Source organism: Pseudomonas lurida (assembly GCF_002563895.1).
Taxonomy (GTDB): Bacteria; Pseudomonadota; Gammaproteobacteria; order Pseudomonadales; family Pseudomonadaceae; genus Aquipseudomonas; species Aquipseudomonas lurida.
The window spans coordinates 1,513,408-1,529,492 of sequence record NZ_PDJB01000001.1; the positions used below are offsets into that span (position 1 = coordinate 1,513,408).

The 16,085-nt window shown below is 60.5% G+C and carries 13 protein-coding genes; 5 read left to right on the plus strand and 8 right to left on the minus strand.

Features of this window, described 5'->3' with window-relative positions:
- Positions 1–258: 258 nt before the first annotated feature.
- Positions 259–561, plus strand: coding sequence for a DUF2288 domain-containing protein (locus tag ATH90_RS06850; RefSeq protein ID WP_034103946.1), 303 nt, complete (start codon positions 259–261; stop codon positions 559–561).
- A 291-nt stretch (positions 562–852) separates the two neighbouring features.
- On the opposite strand, the gene ATH90_RS06855 is transcribed toward ATH90_RS06850, so the two are convergent.
- The 3 genes from ATH90_RS06855 to ATH90_RS06865 form a co-directional block, all read right to left on the minus strand.
- Complete coding sequence (locus tag ATH90_RS06855) at positions 853–3,030, minus strand: hypothetical protein (RefSeq protein ID WP_098465925.1); 2,178 nt, start codon at positions 3,028–3,030, stop codon at positions 853–855.
- A gap of 205 nt (positions 3,031–3,235) precedes the next feature.
- Entirely contained in the window at positions 3,236–5,500 is a 2,265-nt protein-coding gene (locus ATH90_RS06860) for a putative bifunctional diguanylate cyclase/phosphodiesterase (RefSeq protein ID WP_034103950.1), read from the minus strand.
- A 139-nt stretch (positions 5,501–5,639) separates the two neighbouring features.
- The gene (locus ATH90_RS06865) at positions 5,640–6,005 is read right to left on the minus strand and encodes a YkgJ family cysteine cluster protein (protein ID WP_069022195.1); all 366 of its coding nucleotides are present in this window, start codon (positions 6,003–6,005) and stop codon (positions 5,640–5,642) included.
- Between the two features lie 251 nt (positions 6,006–6,256).
- On the opposite strand from ATH90_RS06865, the gene ATH90_RS06875 reads away from it, so the two are divergent.
- Positions 6,257–7,603, plus strand: a complete 1,347-nt coding sequence (locus ATH90_RS06875) for a spinster family MFS transporter (protein ID WP_034103954.1) — start codon at positions 6,257–6,259, stop codon at positions 7,601–7,603.
- A 147-nt stretch (positions 7,604–7,750) separates the two neighbouring features.
- Here ATH90_RS06875 and rapA read toward each other — a convergent pair whose 3' ends face one another.
- Positions 7,751–10,597, minus strand: a complete 2,847-nt coding sequence (gene rapA, locus ATH90_RS06880) for an RNA polymerase-associated protein RapA (protein ID WP_034103956.1) — start codon at positions 10,595–10,597, stop codon at positions 7,751–7,753.
- A 218-nt stretch (positions 10,598–10,815) separates the two neighbouring features.
- Here rapA and ATH90_RS06885 point away from each other — a divergent pair, with 218 nt between their 5' ends.
- Positions 10,816–11,157, plus strand: a complete 342-nt coding sequence (locus ATH90_RS06885) for a hypothetical protein (protein ID WP_034103958.1) — start codon at positions 10,816–10,818, stop codon at positions 11,155–11,157.
- Here the strand turns inward: ATH90_RS06885 and ATH90_RS06890 are convergent.
- From ATH90_RS06890 to ATH90_RS06900, 3 genes are all read right to left on the minus strand, one after another.
- Positions 11,154–12,335 carry an aminotransferase class V-fold PLP-dependent enzyme gene (locus ATH90_RS06890; protein ID WP_098465926.1) on the minus strand — a complete coding sequence of 394 codons (1,182 nt, stop codon included), beginning with the start codon at positions 12,333–12,335 and terminating at the stop codon, positions 11,154–11,156. The two genes, ATH90_RS06885 and ATH90_RS06890, sit on opposite strands and share 4 nt — an antisense overlap.
- A complete protein-coding gene (locus tag ATH90_RS06895; protein ID WP_034103960.1) occupies positions 12,332–12,802 on the minus strand; it encodes a RidA family protein in 471 nt (156 codons plus the stop codon). Before ATH90_RS06895 ends, ATH90_RS06890 begins: the two co-directional genes overlap by 4 nt.
- A 90-nt stretch (positions 12,803–12,892) precedes the next feature.
- Positions 12,893–13,759: a LysR substrate-binding domain-containing protein gene (locus tag ATH90_RS06900; RefSeq protein WP_098465927.1), complete on the minus strand. Its 867-nt coding sequence runs from the start codon at positions 13,757–13,759 to the stop codon at positions 12,893–12,895.
- A gap of 96 nt (positions 13,760–13,855) precedes the next feature.
- Between ATH90_RS06900 and ATH90_RS06905 the strand changes: the two genes are divergently transcribed.
- Together ATH90_RS06905 and ccoM are read left to right on the plus strand one after the other, a co-directional pair.
- Positions 13,856–14,050: a hypothetical protein gene (locus ATH90_RS06905; protein ID WP_141537463.1), complete on the plus strand. Its 195-nt coding sequence runs from the start codon at positions 13,856–13,858 to the stop codon at positions 14,048–14,050.
- 143 nt (positions 14,051–14,193) lie between these two features.
- Positions 14,194–14,310 (plus strand): cytochrome c oxidase subunit CcoM, encoded by a 117-nt coding sequence (ccoM, locus tag ATH90_RS29700; RefSeq protein WP_010212341.1) that lies wholly within the window; start codon positions 14,194–14,196, stop codon positions 14,308–14,310.
- A 170-nt stretch (positions 14,311–14,480) separates the two neighbouring features.
- Here the strand turns inward: ccoM and ATH90_RS06910 are convergent, their stop codons facing one another.
- Positions 14,481–15,956: an inorganic phosphate transporter gene (locus ATH90_RS06910; protein WP_034103966.1), complete on the minus strand. Its 1,476-nt coding sequence runs from the start codon at positions 15,954–15,956 to the stop codon at positions 14,481–14,483.
- Positions 15,957–16,085 lie beyond the last annotated feature (129 nt).

The window sequence follows — 16,085 nt, forward strand, 5'->3', positions numbered from 1 at the left end:
CCCCGGCAGTGCCCTGGCAACTGTACCGGTACAGTGTAGAGCGCCGGTTGATCGGTTGAAAAGCTGGCTGCTGGGGGCAAAACCCGGGTATGTCGCTTAAATGAAAGAAAAAGACAGAATTGCGGCGGGGTGATGCCAGAGTTTCGGGCAATCCTTGGCTTTCCTGACACTTTCTATCGGTAACTCATTTGCAACTGGGTTTTTCTGCTTGAGGCGTGACGCTATGATTGCGCCGATTTTTTCCCAAGGTGAACTCCCATGACGCAAGAACCTAGCACCCTCTATGCCAAGCTGCTCGGTGAAACCGCCGAAATTTCCTGGAAGGAGCTTGAGCCGTTCTTTGCCAAGGGTGCCCTATTGTGGGTCGACGCCGGTCTGGATTTGATCGAGGCCGCCGAGGGAATGGCCGAGGACAACCGCGACAAAGTCGCTGCCTGGCTGGCCGCGGGGACCCTGGGCGAGGTGTCTGCGACGCGGGCATTGGACCTGGTGGCGCGTGATCCGAGCCTGTGGGCGGTGGTGGTATCGCCGTGGATTCTGATCCAGGAAAGGGCGGCGTAGGAAAGCGCTGCACGAAAAAGGTGCGCATTTTTTGCCGTCGCAAGTGTGTAGCGGGGTAACTGCGGAAGCGGTGATGGCATCTTGCCGTAGAGAAAGGTCACAGACGAGGGTGACGCGCACGTCATGGGAACAGTTTGGCGGGCGGTCAAATGCGTGTGGGATTGTTTCGGGATGTGGCAAGGCTATCCGTTTTCGGGGCAATCCAGGCCGTCATCGCAGGCAAGCCCGTGCCCACAGTTGAAATGCATTCCACCTGTGGGCGCTGGCGTGCCTGCGAAGGGCGCAACTCGGTCAGGCTGTCTTGCCAGTATGGTTATTCAACGAGATGACCTTGGTCTTGCCGATCCGGTGACGGTAAATCTCGCGCAGGTACTTGATCGCCTTCTTCACGCAGTCCCGTGACAGGCGAATGTCATTGATCGACACGAACTTCTCTTTGTCGTTGATCAATTCGCGGTACTTCTTTTCATACATCGGCTTGATCGCATACCAGTTGGTATCGAGGATCTTTGCCGGGTTCTCGAACTCGTTGAGCAGTTCGTCGATACGGTCTTCGTCGAAGTCCTCGTGGATGATGAAGTCCAGGATCGAGTTGTCCAGGGTGTCGTCAAAGCGGTAAGGGTTGCGCGCAAAGCAACGTTTGATAAACGCCACGATCAGCGTGAGGAAGTCATCCGACAGGCACGGGCTCTTCGCGATCAGGGTGGTCAACGACAGGTTGGCCGAGGCGCCGATCACCAGCGCGTAGCGCTTGAGGGTGGTGTTGGGAAACAGGCTGTTGAGGTGGGTCTTGAGCCGGTTCAGGTCCATGTAGGACAGTTTGTAGTCCTTGGGCAACGACACGATGGACACCACCGACGAGCAGTTCTTGAAGAAGTGCAGGTCATGCAGTGCGGCCGCGTCGTAGCCGGAGTTCTTGTACTGCTCCAGGGAGGCCTTGTAGCGCTTGGATTCGATCGGCAACAGGCTGATGCCTTCGATGGCCTGGGTGACCTTGTTGAAGTGCGGCAGGTCGATGGAGCGGAGGAACAGGTCATCGATGTTCAGGCGCTGTGGTTCTTTCTCGAACACCTTGAATTTGTCGTTCGACGGTGCCGGCGTTTCCGGGACCACCGATTCTGCGTAGGCAATCGCCACCGGGCCGGCCAGGCTCATGAACAGGTCGTTGGCATCCAGGCGGATGGTTTCGCCGATGTCGATACCGGCGCGACGGAAGTAGTTCTGGTCGTAGTCGGTGGTCACGGCCTGGGCGGTGAGGATGTTGAAGATCTGCTGCGAGATGTACTGGTTGGCGTGTTTTTCCATGGCATTGACGTCAATGTTCTGGATGTTGCCGTCATCGCTTTCTTCGGCATAACGCATGATGTCGTTGGAGATCAGCATCATCGCGTTCCACGGCCGGATGCGGCCCTTCACACTGGCTTCGCTGCTGTCTTCATTGGCGAAGTTGTACGAGAAATCCCATTCTTCCGAGAGGTATTTGCACAGCAGTCGTCCGGCATTGATGTGCAGTGCCTCGGACATTTCGCTGCGGTGGTCGGAGATATTCGGCAACACGCAAATACCGCTGGTGAAGATCGGCTCGAACACAAAGGCGTGTCCGCTCTTGCTGTCGTGCTCGTCGGCTGGCTTGGTATCGAACGTCTTGTTCATGTACGAATGCTGCTGGGCCAGGCCGAATTCCGAGGCCATGCCTGAACCGGTGCCGCCGCCAGCGCTGAAGATCGAGAAGTAGAGGCGCGACTGGTTGGCCTTGATGCCGCACGAGTCGATCAGGTACGAATGGATCATCTTCCAGTCGGGGCTGGAAAAGCGCTGGGTGTCTTTGTTGAGGATGATCTTGGCCAGGTACTGGCCGAGGATTGGCGCGTTACCGGCGCCACCGGCATGGACTTCCGACAGGTCCATGATTTTCATCTTGCTGTAGTCGCGCAGGAAGCCGCTTTTCTCGCCTTTGCGCGAGAAACGGATGCGCCCGGCAATGTCCTTGTCCAAGTCACCGAGCATCACCAGCGGCTCTACCAGGAACACCGGTTTGCTGGCCTTGCCGCTGCCCAGGCGCAGGTTGTTACGGAGCCACTGGGCGGGGCTGTAGCCTTTGTCCTGAGACTTGTCTTCGTTGCTGAATTCGTTCAAGTAGAACTTGCGGGCGTTGTACACCAACTCTGCTACGTCCAGCGCGATGTTCGAACCGCAGCGGCCCAGGCCGATCAAGCACACCGAGGGAAATTCCTGCTCGTTGCGCGGATCGCTGTCACCTTCCAGGTGAGGCGGGCGCGGGAACACCATGTCGCGCAGGCCGTCGAGGTTGTCGAGGATGCGGTCGGTATTGGTTTCGGTGAAGTAAAGGTATTGCTGGGTGGCCAGCGGGCGAGGCGTGCTCAATGACTTTGAACCTGAGGGCTTGTCCGCAGGAGCTGGGAGCAACACGTCGGATACCACGGTGGCAGAATTATTTTTAGAAGTCATTGTGCGCCATGTGCCTGGGCGGATGGCTGAAGAGTATCAAGTGGCCATCACGGAATGGGAGTTCGCGACTTTACAGTGCGTCCTTGTCCTGGACGAGTGGGTTGAACCCCAGTGTTTTCGGGGCAAAACCTGGCCGGACTCTGATGAATCGGCCGTTCGTCGGCGTTCTTTAGGCAAATGATGGCGAAATGCCAAAGATTCGGCGTCAGCGAATTGGCCTGACGATCGACGTGGAGCCCCCTAGGCTTGGGGACGGCTTTTTCGGCGAGCTGCTGTCCTTGTTGCCCGTCGGGCTATGCGAGTCGAGTGGGTTGCGCATGCCGATACCCTGGATCACACCGATGATGTCGCTGAACGGCACCGCCGGGCTCAACAGGTAACCCTGGACGAAATCACAGCCATGCTTGAGCAACAGCTCGAACTGGGCCTGGGTTTCCACGCCTTCGGTGACGACTTCGAGGTGCAGGGTATGGGCCATGCCGATAACCGCCTGGACAATCTCGATATCGGCGGTGGACTTGGGGATGTCCTGGATAAACGAGCGGTCGATCTTCAAGGTATTCAGGGGCAGGCGTTTCAGGTAGGCCAGGGACGAATAGCCGGTGCCAAAGTCGTCGATGGCCAGTGATACACCCAGCGCGCGGATTTGGCGCAACAGGGCCAGGGTGCTGCTGATATTGCCCATCAGCGCATTTTCGGTGACTTCCAGTTCCAGGCGGTTGGCGCCGATTCCGCTGAAGCGCAGGGCGTCTTCAATTTCATCCGCCAACTCGTCACGGGCCAGGTTCAGGGCCGAGCAGTTTACCGACATGGTCAGCCCGGTGTAGCCACGGTCAGACAGCAGGCTCAGGTCATGGCAGGCTTGGCGTAGCACCCAGTGGTCCAGTTCGGCAATCAGCCCGTTGCTCTCGGCGATGCCGATAAACCGGTCGGGTGCCAGCAACCCATGCTGGGGGTGTTGCCAGCGCACCAGGGCCTCCAGCCGTGTGACCTTGCCCTGTTTCATGTCAAAGATCGGTTGGTAGAACAGCACCAGTTGGTTGCGCGCGCGCAGGGCGCCGCGCAGTTCTTCTTCCAGTTGCAGTTCGAGGAAGGCGCGGGTTTTCAGGTTGGAGCTGAAGAAGTTCAGGCTGTTACGCCCCGTGTCCTTGGACTGGTACAGCGCCAGGTCGGCGGTTTTCAGCAGCTCTTCGCAGGTCACGCCGTCATCGGGAAACAGACTGATACCGATACTGGTGGTCATCACCATGCGCCGGCCGGCCAGTTCGATCGGTTCTTTCATTTGCTGCATGATGCGTTGGGCCAAGTGACGGGCTTCGTCGCGGTGGTGGATGCTGATCAGGATGCAGAACTCGTCGCCGCCAAACCGTGCAACCACATCCGCATGGCTGCGCACCGAACCTTTTATATGCCCGGCCAAGGCGGTGAGCAACTGGTCGCCAGCGTCATGCCCGAGGCTGTCGTTGATACGTTTGAAATGGTCGATATCGAGGAAGATAACCGCCATCATCCCGTTAGAGGCGGTTTTTTCGGCGAGTTTTTCAGCGAATATCTGGTTGAAGCCCCGGCGATTAAGCAGGCTGGTGAGGGCGTCGTAATGGGCCACTTGTTGCAGGGACGCGCGCGCCTGGTCGAGTTCGCTGAGCAAGGCGTTGACACGTCGCAGGTCGCGTTCCTTGTGCTGGAGTTTCTTGTCGGCCAGGGCGGCGCTGATGCTGCTGCCGATGACCAGGAGCGTGATCGCCGCCACTGACAAGCCGAGTTGAATGGGGTTGTTATTCAACGGTAACGAGAGGTCAGCGCCGGTGGGGACAATTAATTGCATGGCGGCCATGCCGGTAAAGTGCATGGTCAGGATCCCGGCGCCCAGGACCAGGCTGGCGGCGTATTTGAGCAACTGGTGGAACACGCCGGTGCCGGCGCGCAAATAACTCGACAGCAGTAACGCGGCCAGGCTGGCACCCATGGCGATGCCCACCGACGCCAGGAACAATCCTGATTCGAAATACATCTGCGCCTGGGAACGCATGGCCGACATGCCCACGTAGTGCATCAGGGCGATGCCGATCCCCATCCAAATGGACGCAAGCAAATATTGGTGAAACCGCAGGTTGGAATGACTCAAGGTTTGCATTGCGAACAGCGAAGCGACCAAGGCAATGAGCAGTGATGCGAACGTCATCAACAGGTCGTAGTGAATCGCAATAGGCGCCTGGAACGCCAGCATGCTGATGAAGTGAGTGGACCAGATCCCGCCCGCCAGGCACCCGGCGCCGAGCCAGCGCCAGTGGCGACGCGCGGTAGGGTCCTCGACATGGCCGACACGTTCGGCCATGTCCAGCGTGCCGAAACCTGCCGCGCACGCGACCAGGTAGGCCAGCAGCACCAGAAAGGGGTTATGACTGCAGTTGAGTAATAAGTGCCCGCTCTCTGGAAGCTCGGTAAAAAAGTGCAGACCTAGCCATTCCATAGCATGTCCTGTCATAGCGTCACGTCACAGCCCTAGGCGATGACCTATGATGTCCAGTATAGAAGCGCGGGAGAATTCGCAAGCGGTAATGGCACTTTGCTTCTCTATGATTTTGGCATGCCGCCCATAGCGTTTGATGCTAAGCGCTGATGGGCAGGTCCAACTCGAACGGTGGTTCCAGCGGCGCCAGGCCAAATGCTGCACGTGCTGCATCGCAATCGACATTCTGTACGCCCTGGTACCACGAAGACTCGAATTCACGGCACACGCTCGAGCGCTGCTCGTAGATTGTGCAGCGCGTGCCTTTGCCCACCTCACCCTCAAGGCTGCAGCAGCGCGCGGGTTTCTGGTCGGTGCCGATCATTGCCACGCGGGTAGGGTTGATCTGCACCACCAGGTCATCGGGCACCGTGCCCCCCGACGAGGCGCACTCACCCCAGAAGAAAGACACACGAAAGTGTGAACAGCAGGCACCGCAATTCAGACACGGACTGGCTTCGGACATGGGCGTCATCGATAAGAAAAAGTAAGGGGGGATGCTACGGAAGGCTCGCCATTCTATCCGTGCCATGGCCGTTGGGAAGGGGGGCGCGCACTTATATTTTTGTCGGCAAAGTCCCGCGCTGCCGGGTGAAATCATGCCCTATCAGCTTTACGAATCATTACAGACAAGCGTCGCCTGCCTGACTATGTTGCAGGTACCGGGCAGGATGCATCGGGCATCGCAGCTCTCATAACAATAAAAGAGACGGACCCATGCAGAACTCGACCCAAGCGGCGAATGCCTGGCGCATTCTGTTCCTGCTGTTCCTCGCCAATCTGTTCAACTTCTTCGATCGCACCATCCCGGCGATTATCATCGAGCCAATCCGCATGGAATGGCACCTGAGCGACTTTCAGCTCGGCATCATCGGCACTGCCTTTACCATCGTCTACGCCATTGCCGGCCTGCCCCTGGGGCGCCTGGCCGATACCGGCTCGCGCAGCAAACTGATGGGCTGGGGCCTGTTCGCCTGGAGCGGTCTGACGGCGGTAAACGGCATGGTCGGCAGTTTCTGGACGTTTTTGCTGGTGCGCATGGGCATCGGCATTGGCGAAGCCAGCTATGCGCCGGCCGCCAACTCGCTGATTGGCGACCTGTTCCCGGCGCACCGTCGCGCGCGCGCCATGGGGATTTTCATGCTGGGCCTGCCGTTGGGGTTGTTGCTGGCGTTCTTCACCATCGGCTGGATGGTCAAGGCGTTCGACAGTTGGCGCGCACCGTTCTTTATCGCGGCGGTGCCGGGGCTGATCCTGGCGGTGTTCATGTTCGCTATCAAGGAACCCAAGCGCGGCGCAGCGGAATCCGTGCAAGTCTCCCAGGAGCGCGTCGACCGCCCGATCCGGCGCGTGCTGGCAGTGCCGACTTTCTTGTGGCTGGTGCTGGCCGGGCTGTGTTTCAACTTCGCCACCTATGCCTGTAACTCGTTCCTGGTGCCGATGTTGCAGCGTTACTTCCTGATGCCGCTGCAAGAGGCGGCCGTCGCCACCGGTGTCATCGTCGGCATCACTGGCCTGGTCGGCCTGACCCTCGGTGGCTGGATCGCCGACAAGATCCATCAACGCGTCGCCAACGGCCGGCTGTTGTTCGCGGCGTTCAGCCTGATCATTTCCACCGTGACCACTGCCTGGGCATTGCACGCCGGGCGCATCGAGATCGGTGTGTTCGTGGCGCTGTTCAGTGTGGGCTGGTTGTTCGCCTATAACTTCTACACCTGCGTGTATACGGCGATCCAGGATGTGGTCGAGCCACGTCTGCGGGCCACGGCCATGGCACTGTTCTTCGCCGGCTTGTACTTGCTGGGCGGTGGCATGGGGCCGATCGTGGTGGGCGGCTTGTCCGATCATTTCGCCCACTCGGCGATGTATGCGGCGGGGGCCGAGCAGATGACCGAGGCCTACAAGGCGGTTGGGTTGCATGACGCCATGTATCTAATTCCGGTGGCGTTGTTCCTGACCATGCTGTTCCTGTTCCAGGCGTCGCGCAGTTTTGTGCGCGATGCCAAGCGGATGAAGGATGGGTTGGGGGTGGTTGAGGTGCCGGCTGCTGCGGCTACGGCTTGAAACCGAGGCGACCCTATCGCAGGCAAGCCAGCTCCCACAGGGGCATGCATTTCAACTGTGGGCGCCGGGCTTGCCCGCGATGAGGCCCTCAAGGCAAATAAAAAGGCCCGCATTGCGCGGGCCTTTTTTAACCGGGCAGGGAGGTGATCAACCCGCGACCAACACCCGAATCGCTTCCAGTCGCAGCGCCGCCTTATCCAGCATGGCCAGGCCCTGCTCGCGTTGGGTGCGCAGGGCAACCAGCTCGCTGTCACGCACGGTCGGGTTGACTGCTTGCAATGCAGTCAGGCGCGCCAGCTCTTCGTCGGTGTCCGCTGCCAGGCGGCGCTTGGCCTCGGCCACGCGTTCGGCGTGGCGCGGGGTGATCTTCTCTTCCCCGGCGTTGATCCGCGGCGTCAGCTGGTCGCGCTGGGCCTGGATGAACTTGTTGGCGCTGGCGCGTGGCACGCTTTCCAGCTGGTCGTTGAGGGTTTCGAACGACACGCGGCTGGACAGGTCGTTGCCATTGGCATCCAGCAGGCAGCGCAGTGCGGCCGGCGGCAGGTAACGGCCCAGCTGCAGCGAGCGCGGCGCAACCACTTCACTGACGTAGAGCAGTTCCAGCAACACGGTGCCCGGCTTGAGTGCCTTGTTCTTGATCAGCGCCACGGCGGTGTTGCCCATCGAACCCGACAACACCAGGTCCATGCCGCCTTGCACCATCGGGTGTTCCCAGGTGATGAACTGCATGTCTTCACGCGACAGCGCCTGGTTACGGTCGTAGGTGATGGTCACACCTTCGTCGTCACCCAGGGGGAAGCTGGCGTCGAGCATTTTTTCGCTGGGCTTGAGGATCAGCGCGTTTTCCGAATGGTCTTCGCTGTCGATGCCGAACGCGTCGAACAGGGTTTCCATATAGATCGGCAGGGCGAACTGGTCGTCTTGCTCAAGGATGTCTTCCACCAGCGCATCGCCTTCACCCGCGCCGCCGGAGTTGAGTTCGAGCAAGCGGTCGCGCCCGGTATGCAGCTCTTCTTCCAGGCGCTCGCGCTCGGCACGGGCCTCGTCGATCAGGGCTTGCCATTCGCCGTCGTCGGCGTTTTCCAGCAGCGGTAGCAGGCGTGGGCCGAACTGGTGCTGCAAGGCGTTGCCGGTTGGGCAGGTATTGAGGAAGGCGTTCAGCGCTTCGTGGTACCACTGGAAGAGGCGCTCTTGCGGGCTGGTTTCCAGGTACGGCACGTGCAGTTCGATCACGTGCTTCTGGCCGATCCGGTCCAGACGGCCGATCCGCTGTTCCAGCAAGTCCGGGTGGGACGGCAGGTCGAACAGCACCAGGTGGTGGGAGAACTGGAAGTTGCGGCCTTCACTGCCGATTTCCGAGCAGATCAGCACCTGGGCGCCAAACTCTTCATCGGCGAAGTAGGCGGCGGCACGGTCACGCTCGAGGATGTTCATGCCCTCGTGGAACACCGTGGCCGGGATGCCGGAGCGCACGCGCAGGGCGTCTTCCAGGTCCATGGCGGTTTCGGCGTGTGCGCAGATCACCAGCACCTTGGTGCGCTTGAGCATTTTCAGTTGGTCGATCAGCCACTCGACCCGTGGGTCGAAGCGCCACCAGCGGTTGTCGTCCTCGACGTCCGGCTGCGACTGGAAACTGACTTCCGGGTACAGCTCGGCGTGTTCGCCCAGCGGCAACTCCAGGTATTCGTCCGGGTTCGGCAGAGGGTAGGCGTGCAGCTTGCGCTCGGGGAAGCCTTGCACGGCGGCGCGGGTGTTGCGAAACAGCACGCGGCCGGTGCCGTGGCGGTCGAGCAACTCGCGCACCAGGCGTGCGCTGGCTTCGGTGTCGCCATCGTTGACGGCGGTGAGCAACGCTTCACCTTCGTTACCGAGGAAACCCTGGATGGTCTTGTGCGCCGCCGGTGACAGGCGACCCTTGTCCAGCAGCTCCTGCACCGCTTCGGCGACCGGGCGGTAGTTTTCGCTTTCGGCGCGGAAGGCCTTCAGGTCGTGGAAACGGTTCGGGTCGAGCAGGCGCAGGCGCGCGAAGTGGCTGTCCTGGCCCAGCTGTTCCGGGGTGGCGGTGAGCAGCAGCACGCCAGGAATGACCTCGGCGAGCTGTTCGACCAGCGCGTACTCCGGGCTGACTTTGTCTTCGTGCCACACCAGGTGGTGGGCTTCGTCGACCACCAACAGGTCCCAGCCGGCAGCGAACAGCGCGTCCTGGGCCTTCTCGTCGTCCACCAGCCACTCCAGGGCCACCAGGGCCAATTGGGTGTCTTCGAACGGGTTGGTGGCATCGCTTTCGATAAAGCGTTCTTCGTCGAACAGCGCAACCTGGAGGTTGAAACGGCGGCGCATCTCCACCAGCCATTGGTGCTGCAGGTTTTCCGGGACCAGGATCAACACACGGTTGGCGCGGCCCGACAGCAGTTGGCGATGGATCACCAAGCCCGCTTCGATGGTCTTGCCCAGGCCCACTTCGTCGGCCAGCAGTACCCGTGGCGCAATACGGTCAGCGACTTCACGGGCGATGTGCAATTGGTGCGCGATCGGTTGCGCACGCACGCCACCCAGGCCCCACAGCGCCGACTGCAACTGGCGGCTGGTGTGTTCCAGGGTGTGGTAGCGCAACGAGAACCAGGCCAGCGGGTCGATCTGCCCGGCAAACAGGCGGTCGCTGGCCAGGCGGAACTGGATGAAATTGGACAGTTGGGTTTCCGGCAGGGTGACCTGCTCGTTTTGCCCATTGAGGCCGTGGTACACCAGCAGGCCGTCGACGTCGTCGACTTCCTGCACGGTCATTTTCCAGCCTTCGAAATGGGTGATGGAGTCGCCCGGCGAAAACCTCACGCGAGTGAGGGGCGCATTCCGTAGCGCATACTGGCGGGTGTCGCCAGTGGCCGGATAGAGCACGGTCAACAAGCGGCCGTCCTGTGCCAGAACGGTGCCTAACCCCAGCTCTGCTTCGCTGTCACTAATCCAGCGTTGCCCCGGTTGATACTGCTGCGCCATGCTGCCTGACTCCCGCCGTGAAAAAGCCGACTATCTTAACGGAACAAGCCCCCACGCCCAAGGACTCTGAGAAAAACTACGCCCTTGGCAGGCGCATCGGACATTGAATCGACGGGTGGCGGGCACTTGCGAGTGTCGACTGGGTCACAGCTTGGCGAGCCTGTGCTCAAGTCGCCCTGCAACCCGCCGAAAGCCTGTTGATCAGGAGAGTAATCATTATGCTGCCACCCATGCTGCCCGTCAGCGTTGTGCCGGTCACGTCACAACTCGATCCGGTGCGCCAGAAGCCGGATATCCCGCCCGTGGTACCCGTTCAGCCGGGGTCCAACGAAAGCACCATCGACCTGAAAAAGGGCGATGCCGAGCAGTCGACCTTTTTGTTGCGCGAAGAACAGCGCCGGCAGCAGGAGCAACAGAAACGTCGGCGTGAAGCCGATGAAGACCCGGAGCAGCACCTGGCCATTCCGGGGGACCTGCTCAACGCCGACAACACCGTGCCAGTCGTGCCACTGATTGAAGACGCGCCGCGCCAGGGCCTGTGGGTGGACGTCGAAGTCTAGTCGCGCAGTTCCCGCAGGGCCGCTAGCAGCAACTCGATATCATGGTCGTTATTGAGTGGGCTGACAGAGACCCGCGCCACGCTTTCAAGGCCCCGCGCCTGCATGTCCAGCGGTGTGTAGGCGACGCCATTGGCACCGATGTTGATGCGCTTCAACCCCAGTCGTCGCTTGAGTTCGAATGCATCCCAGCCGGCCAGGTTGAAGGCGATCAAGCCGGATTGGCGAGTGCCGAGGTCATGCAGGGTAACGCCCGCCATCCCCCGTAATGCCTCGCGGATTCGCTCACTGGTGCGCGAAACCCTCTCCCAGACGCGCTCGATGCCCAGCCGATTCATTTCCTGCAACGCATTGCCCAGCCCCGCCAGCAAGGCAAAGGATGTCTCGCTGGTTTCAAAACGCCGTGCGTCGTTGCGCAGGTCGAAACCCTGGTTGGTCCAGGGCGCTGAAAACACATCACGCTGAGCGGGGCTCAGCCGCTCGAGGAAATCCCCCCGCACATACAATAGTGCTGTGCCACGTGGCCCGCGCAGGTGCTTGCGTCCGGCCGACTTGAGCACATCGCAGTGCAGTGCTTGCACATCCACCGGCACCTGGCCGACGGCTTGGCCGGCGTCGATGAAGTAGGGGATGGCATGACGCTTGGCGACTTCACCGATAGCCTGGGCGGGGTTGATCAGGCCGCCGTTGGCCGGCAGCCAGGTCAGGTCGATCAACTTCACCCTGGCATCGATCATCGCCTGCAGCGCGAGCGGGCAGGCTGCACCGCTGTCGTCGCAAGGGATGACTTCCACCCGCGCCCCCGCTTGCACCGCCAGTTCCATGCTCGCCAGGTTGCCGCCCCATTCATGGCGGCCGACCAGAATGCGATCGCCCGGCTGCCAAGGCCCCAAGGCCTGGAATGCCATGCTCCAGGCGGTCGAGCCACTGCTGGCAAATGCGATTGATGAGGCGGGGGCGTTGAGCAGTTGCGCGGCAGCACGGCGGGCTTTTTCCGCCAGCACCGCGCCATGCTCGCCGGCCTCCATCGGGCCGTCACGGGCTTCCCGTTGCAGTTGCTCGATGATCGCGTCGAGGGTCGCCTGGCTGGGCAGGGAGGCGCCGGCATGGTTGAAGTGCACGATGCCGGACTGACAACCAGGCGTTTCATCCCGCAGGTGCTGCACGTCGAGCGGGCTCACGGGCGCAGCTCGAAAATCGCGTCCACCTCCACTGCCACGCCGGCGGGCAGGCTGGAAACGCCTACGGCGGTCCGCACGTGCCGGCCCTTTTCGCCGAGGGCGTTGACCAGCAGGTTGGAGGCGCCGTTGGCAACCACGCTCTGTTGTTTGAAATCACCGCTGCTGGCGATAAAAACCCCCAGGCGCACGGTGCGCACCAGGCGCGACAGGTCATCACCCAAGGCATCGCTCAACTGCCCCAGCAGGCCGAGGGCCGCGAGCTCTGCCGCGTGTGCGCCTTCGTCATCGCTGACGGACTCACCCAACCGACCTACGTAGGCCGGTTTGCCGTCCAACAGGGGAATCTGCCCGGAAACGAACAGGTGGTGCTGGCTCGCGACGTGGTTGATGTAGTTGGCAATCGGCTGGCTGGGCGTGGGCAGTGTGAGGCCCAGGGCTTGCACGCGTTGGCGGATGGAGTCGCTCATGATCAATCCTCTGTGTTCGGGAGGCTTGAGCATGTGGGTTGCGTCGATGAGCGACAAACGGATAGATCTCACGCAACGTATCGAAAAAACTCACGCGTCGGCGCAGGCTTCCTTCAACCACTGGCTGAAACACGCGGCGGCGTCGCTGGTTGCACCTTGGGGGGCGATGAGCCAGTAGCCGATGTCACTGCGATAGGGTGGCCAGTCGAAGGCTTCCACCAGGCTGCCGTCCTGAAGCCGGCGCTCGATCAGGCGATGACGGCCCATGGCGATGCCTTGGCCGGCCACGGCCGCTTCGACCACGATGTTGTAGTCGTGCAGCAGCACGCGGGGATGATGGGCGAGGTCGACCTGAAAGTGCTCGGACCAATCGGTCCACTCAAAGGGGCGGTGCGAAGTGGCCATCAGCAGCGGGCTGTCATGCATTGCCTTGAATGTCGGGCTGCACACCGGCGAGATGACTTCCGGCATCAATCGTGTGGCCTGCACATCGGGCCAGTCGCCCTTGCCGTAGCGAATGGCCAGGTCTACCTCCGCGCCAGCGACGTTGGCTAATTGAATCGACGGCAGCAACTCCACTTGAATATGCGGATAGCGGTTGAGAAACCCGGCCAGACGCGGTGCCAGCCACAGTGTGGCGAAGGATGCCAGCAGGCCGACGCGCAGCACGGTGGTGCTGGGCGATGTTTTCTGGGCGCGGGTGGCGGCGGCGATGGCGTCGAGAGCCGGGCGGATCTCGTCGTAGTACTGCTGGCCGTCGATGGTCAGATCGATGGCGCGGGTGCGTCGGATAAACAGCGGTTTCCCCAGATGCTGCTCAAGTTTCTGCACCTGATGGCTGAGGGCACTCTGGGTTACCGACAACTCGGTCGCCGCCTTGATAAAACTCAAATGCCGCGCCACGGCTTCGAAGGCGCGCAGGGCCAGCAACGGCGGAAGGTCCTTGTGCAGTGCCACCTGGGTGCATCTCCGGTTCGATAAAGTACCGATTTTGTGCGATGACCTGCCTTTTGTCGCCGGCTGATTTGCCGTTGGGCGGGGGAGGCCGCATTATTGAGCCATTCCCTCCACGACGTAAGCCAAGCCATGAGTGAAGACGACAAGCTGATTGACCTGAATGCCGAACGTGCCAAGCGCGTGCATGACCTCAATGACAAGCGCCTGAATGAAGTGCGCCAGGCCTTTGAACAGGCAATGCCATTGGGTAAAGTTAAGAAAAAGCCGAAGAACAAACCGAAAAAGCGTTGAAACAGCCTGCATCCATTGATGCAGGTCAGTTATTGCCTTTCTTTACGCCCCGTTGCGGGCGACATTGATCCCCGTCAATTTTCCAATCCGCCTTCTCCATTAACTTAGCCCTATCGCAACAGGGCAAGTGCAGGAGGCCGGTCATGTTCATCGATAATGTGGTGTTTGCCGGAGTGCTGACTGTAAGCCTCATGGTGATGTTTTTTGTAGGGTTTGGAATTTTTATCTGGAAAGACGCGAACAAGCGAAAAAAACCATAGGGTTTTCCAGGTACATGAGCACGCAAGGCATTTTGGGCGACTTCGGTCGCCCTTTTTTTTGCCTGTAATTTGGTCAATGAGGGGCCGCTGTGGGCACGATGGGTTTGGCATCTGGCAATAAAAAAGGTGCGACCCTTGCGGATCGCACCTTTTTTATTGCGGCTGGGTTATCAGCTGCCCAGCGCCTTGGAGGCCAACCAGAACAAACCGGCCGACAGGGCGACGGTGGCTGGCAGGGTCAGTACCCAGGCCATCAGGATGGTTTTCACGGTGCCACCTTGCAGGCCGCTTTTGTTCGCGACCATGGTGCCGGCCACGCCCGACGACAGTACGTGGGTGGTGGACACCGGCAGCGCGAAGATATTGGCAAAACCAATCATGGTCGCGGTGGTGATCTGCGCCGACATGCCTTGGGCATAGGTCATGCCCTGCTTGCCGATCTTCTCGCCGATGGTCAGTACCACGCGCTTCCAGCCCACCATGGTGCCCAGGCCCAAGGCCAGAGCAACGGCGAGGATGACCCAGAACGGTGCGTATTCAGTGGTGGCGGTCAGGTCTTTGCGCAGCTTGTCGAGGTCGGACTTCTCACGGGCATCCAGGCCTGGCAGCTTGCCGACTTTCTTCGCGGTGTCATCCAGGCAGAGCAAATAGCGACGCACTTCAATGCGCTGGTCAGCGCTCAGCGAGTGATAGTCGGACACGCCCTTCAAGGTGTCCACCAGCGCGTTGATGGTCGGCTCGGTCTGCTGTGGGTTGCACTGGAACTTGCCCGGCAGGTCGTTCTTCACGCTTTTGCCCAAGGCCAGGAACTCGCCGAGCGTGGCGTTATTACGCTGGTAGAACTGGCTCAAGTGCACGGTAGCGTCGCGGGTACGTTCGATCTGGTAAGTGGTGCTGCCCAGGTCGAGTACGAACTGCGCCGGCACGATACCGATCAACACCAGCATAATCAGGCCAATGCCTTTCTGGCCGTCATTGGAACCGTGCACGAAACTCACGGCCATGGCGGAGATCACCAGGACCAGGCGGTTCCAGAACGGCGGGTGCTTCTTGTCATCGAGCTTGCGGCGCTGGTCCGGGGTCTTGTGCATCTTGGACAGCGGTCGCCACCATTTCAGGCCGATCAGCACCAGGGCTGCGACCAGGAAACCGGCCATCGGCGAAAACACCAGGGAGGCACCGATATCCACCGCTTTCTGCCAGTTCACACCGTCAGCCAGGGGGATGTCATTGATCAGGGCATTGGCCAGGCCGACACCGAGGATCGAACCGATCAGGGTGTGGGAGCTGGACGCGGGGATACCGAAGTACCAGGTGCCCAGGTTCCAGGTGATTGCCGCCGCCAATAACGAGAAGACCATGGCCAAGCCATGGCCTGTATTCACATTGATCAGCAACTCCACCGGCAGCAAGTGCACGATGGCGTAGGCGACACCGACACCACCGAGCAACACGCCGAGGAAGTTGAACACCCCGGAGAAGAACACGGCCAGGTGCGGCGGCATGGCTTTGGTATAGATGACTGTGGCCACCGCGTTAGCGGTGTCATGAAAGCCATTGATGAACTCGAAGGCGAGGACAAAGGCCAGGGCGAGCAATAGGCTCACGAGAACCCAAGCATCCAGTCCGCTGAATAAATCGATCATGAAGGTTTTCTGACCCGGTCGTAAGGGGGCGCGATTATGCCAGAAAACCTCGGTAATCGATGCACTAGCTGCTCATCGGTAACAATCTTCCCTGAAAAAAACAGGGCAAAAGGCGTGCATCCCAGGGTT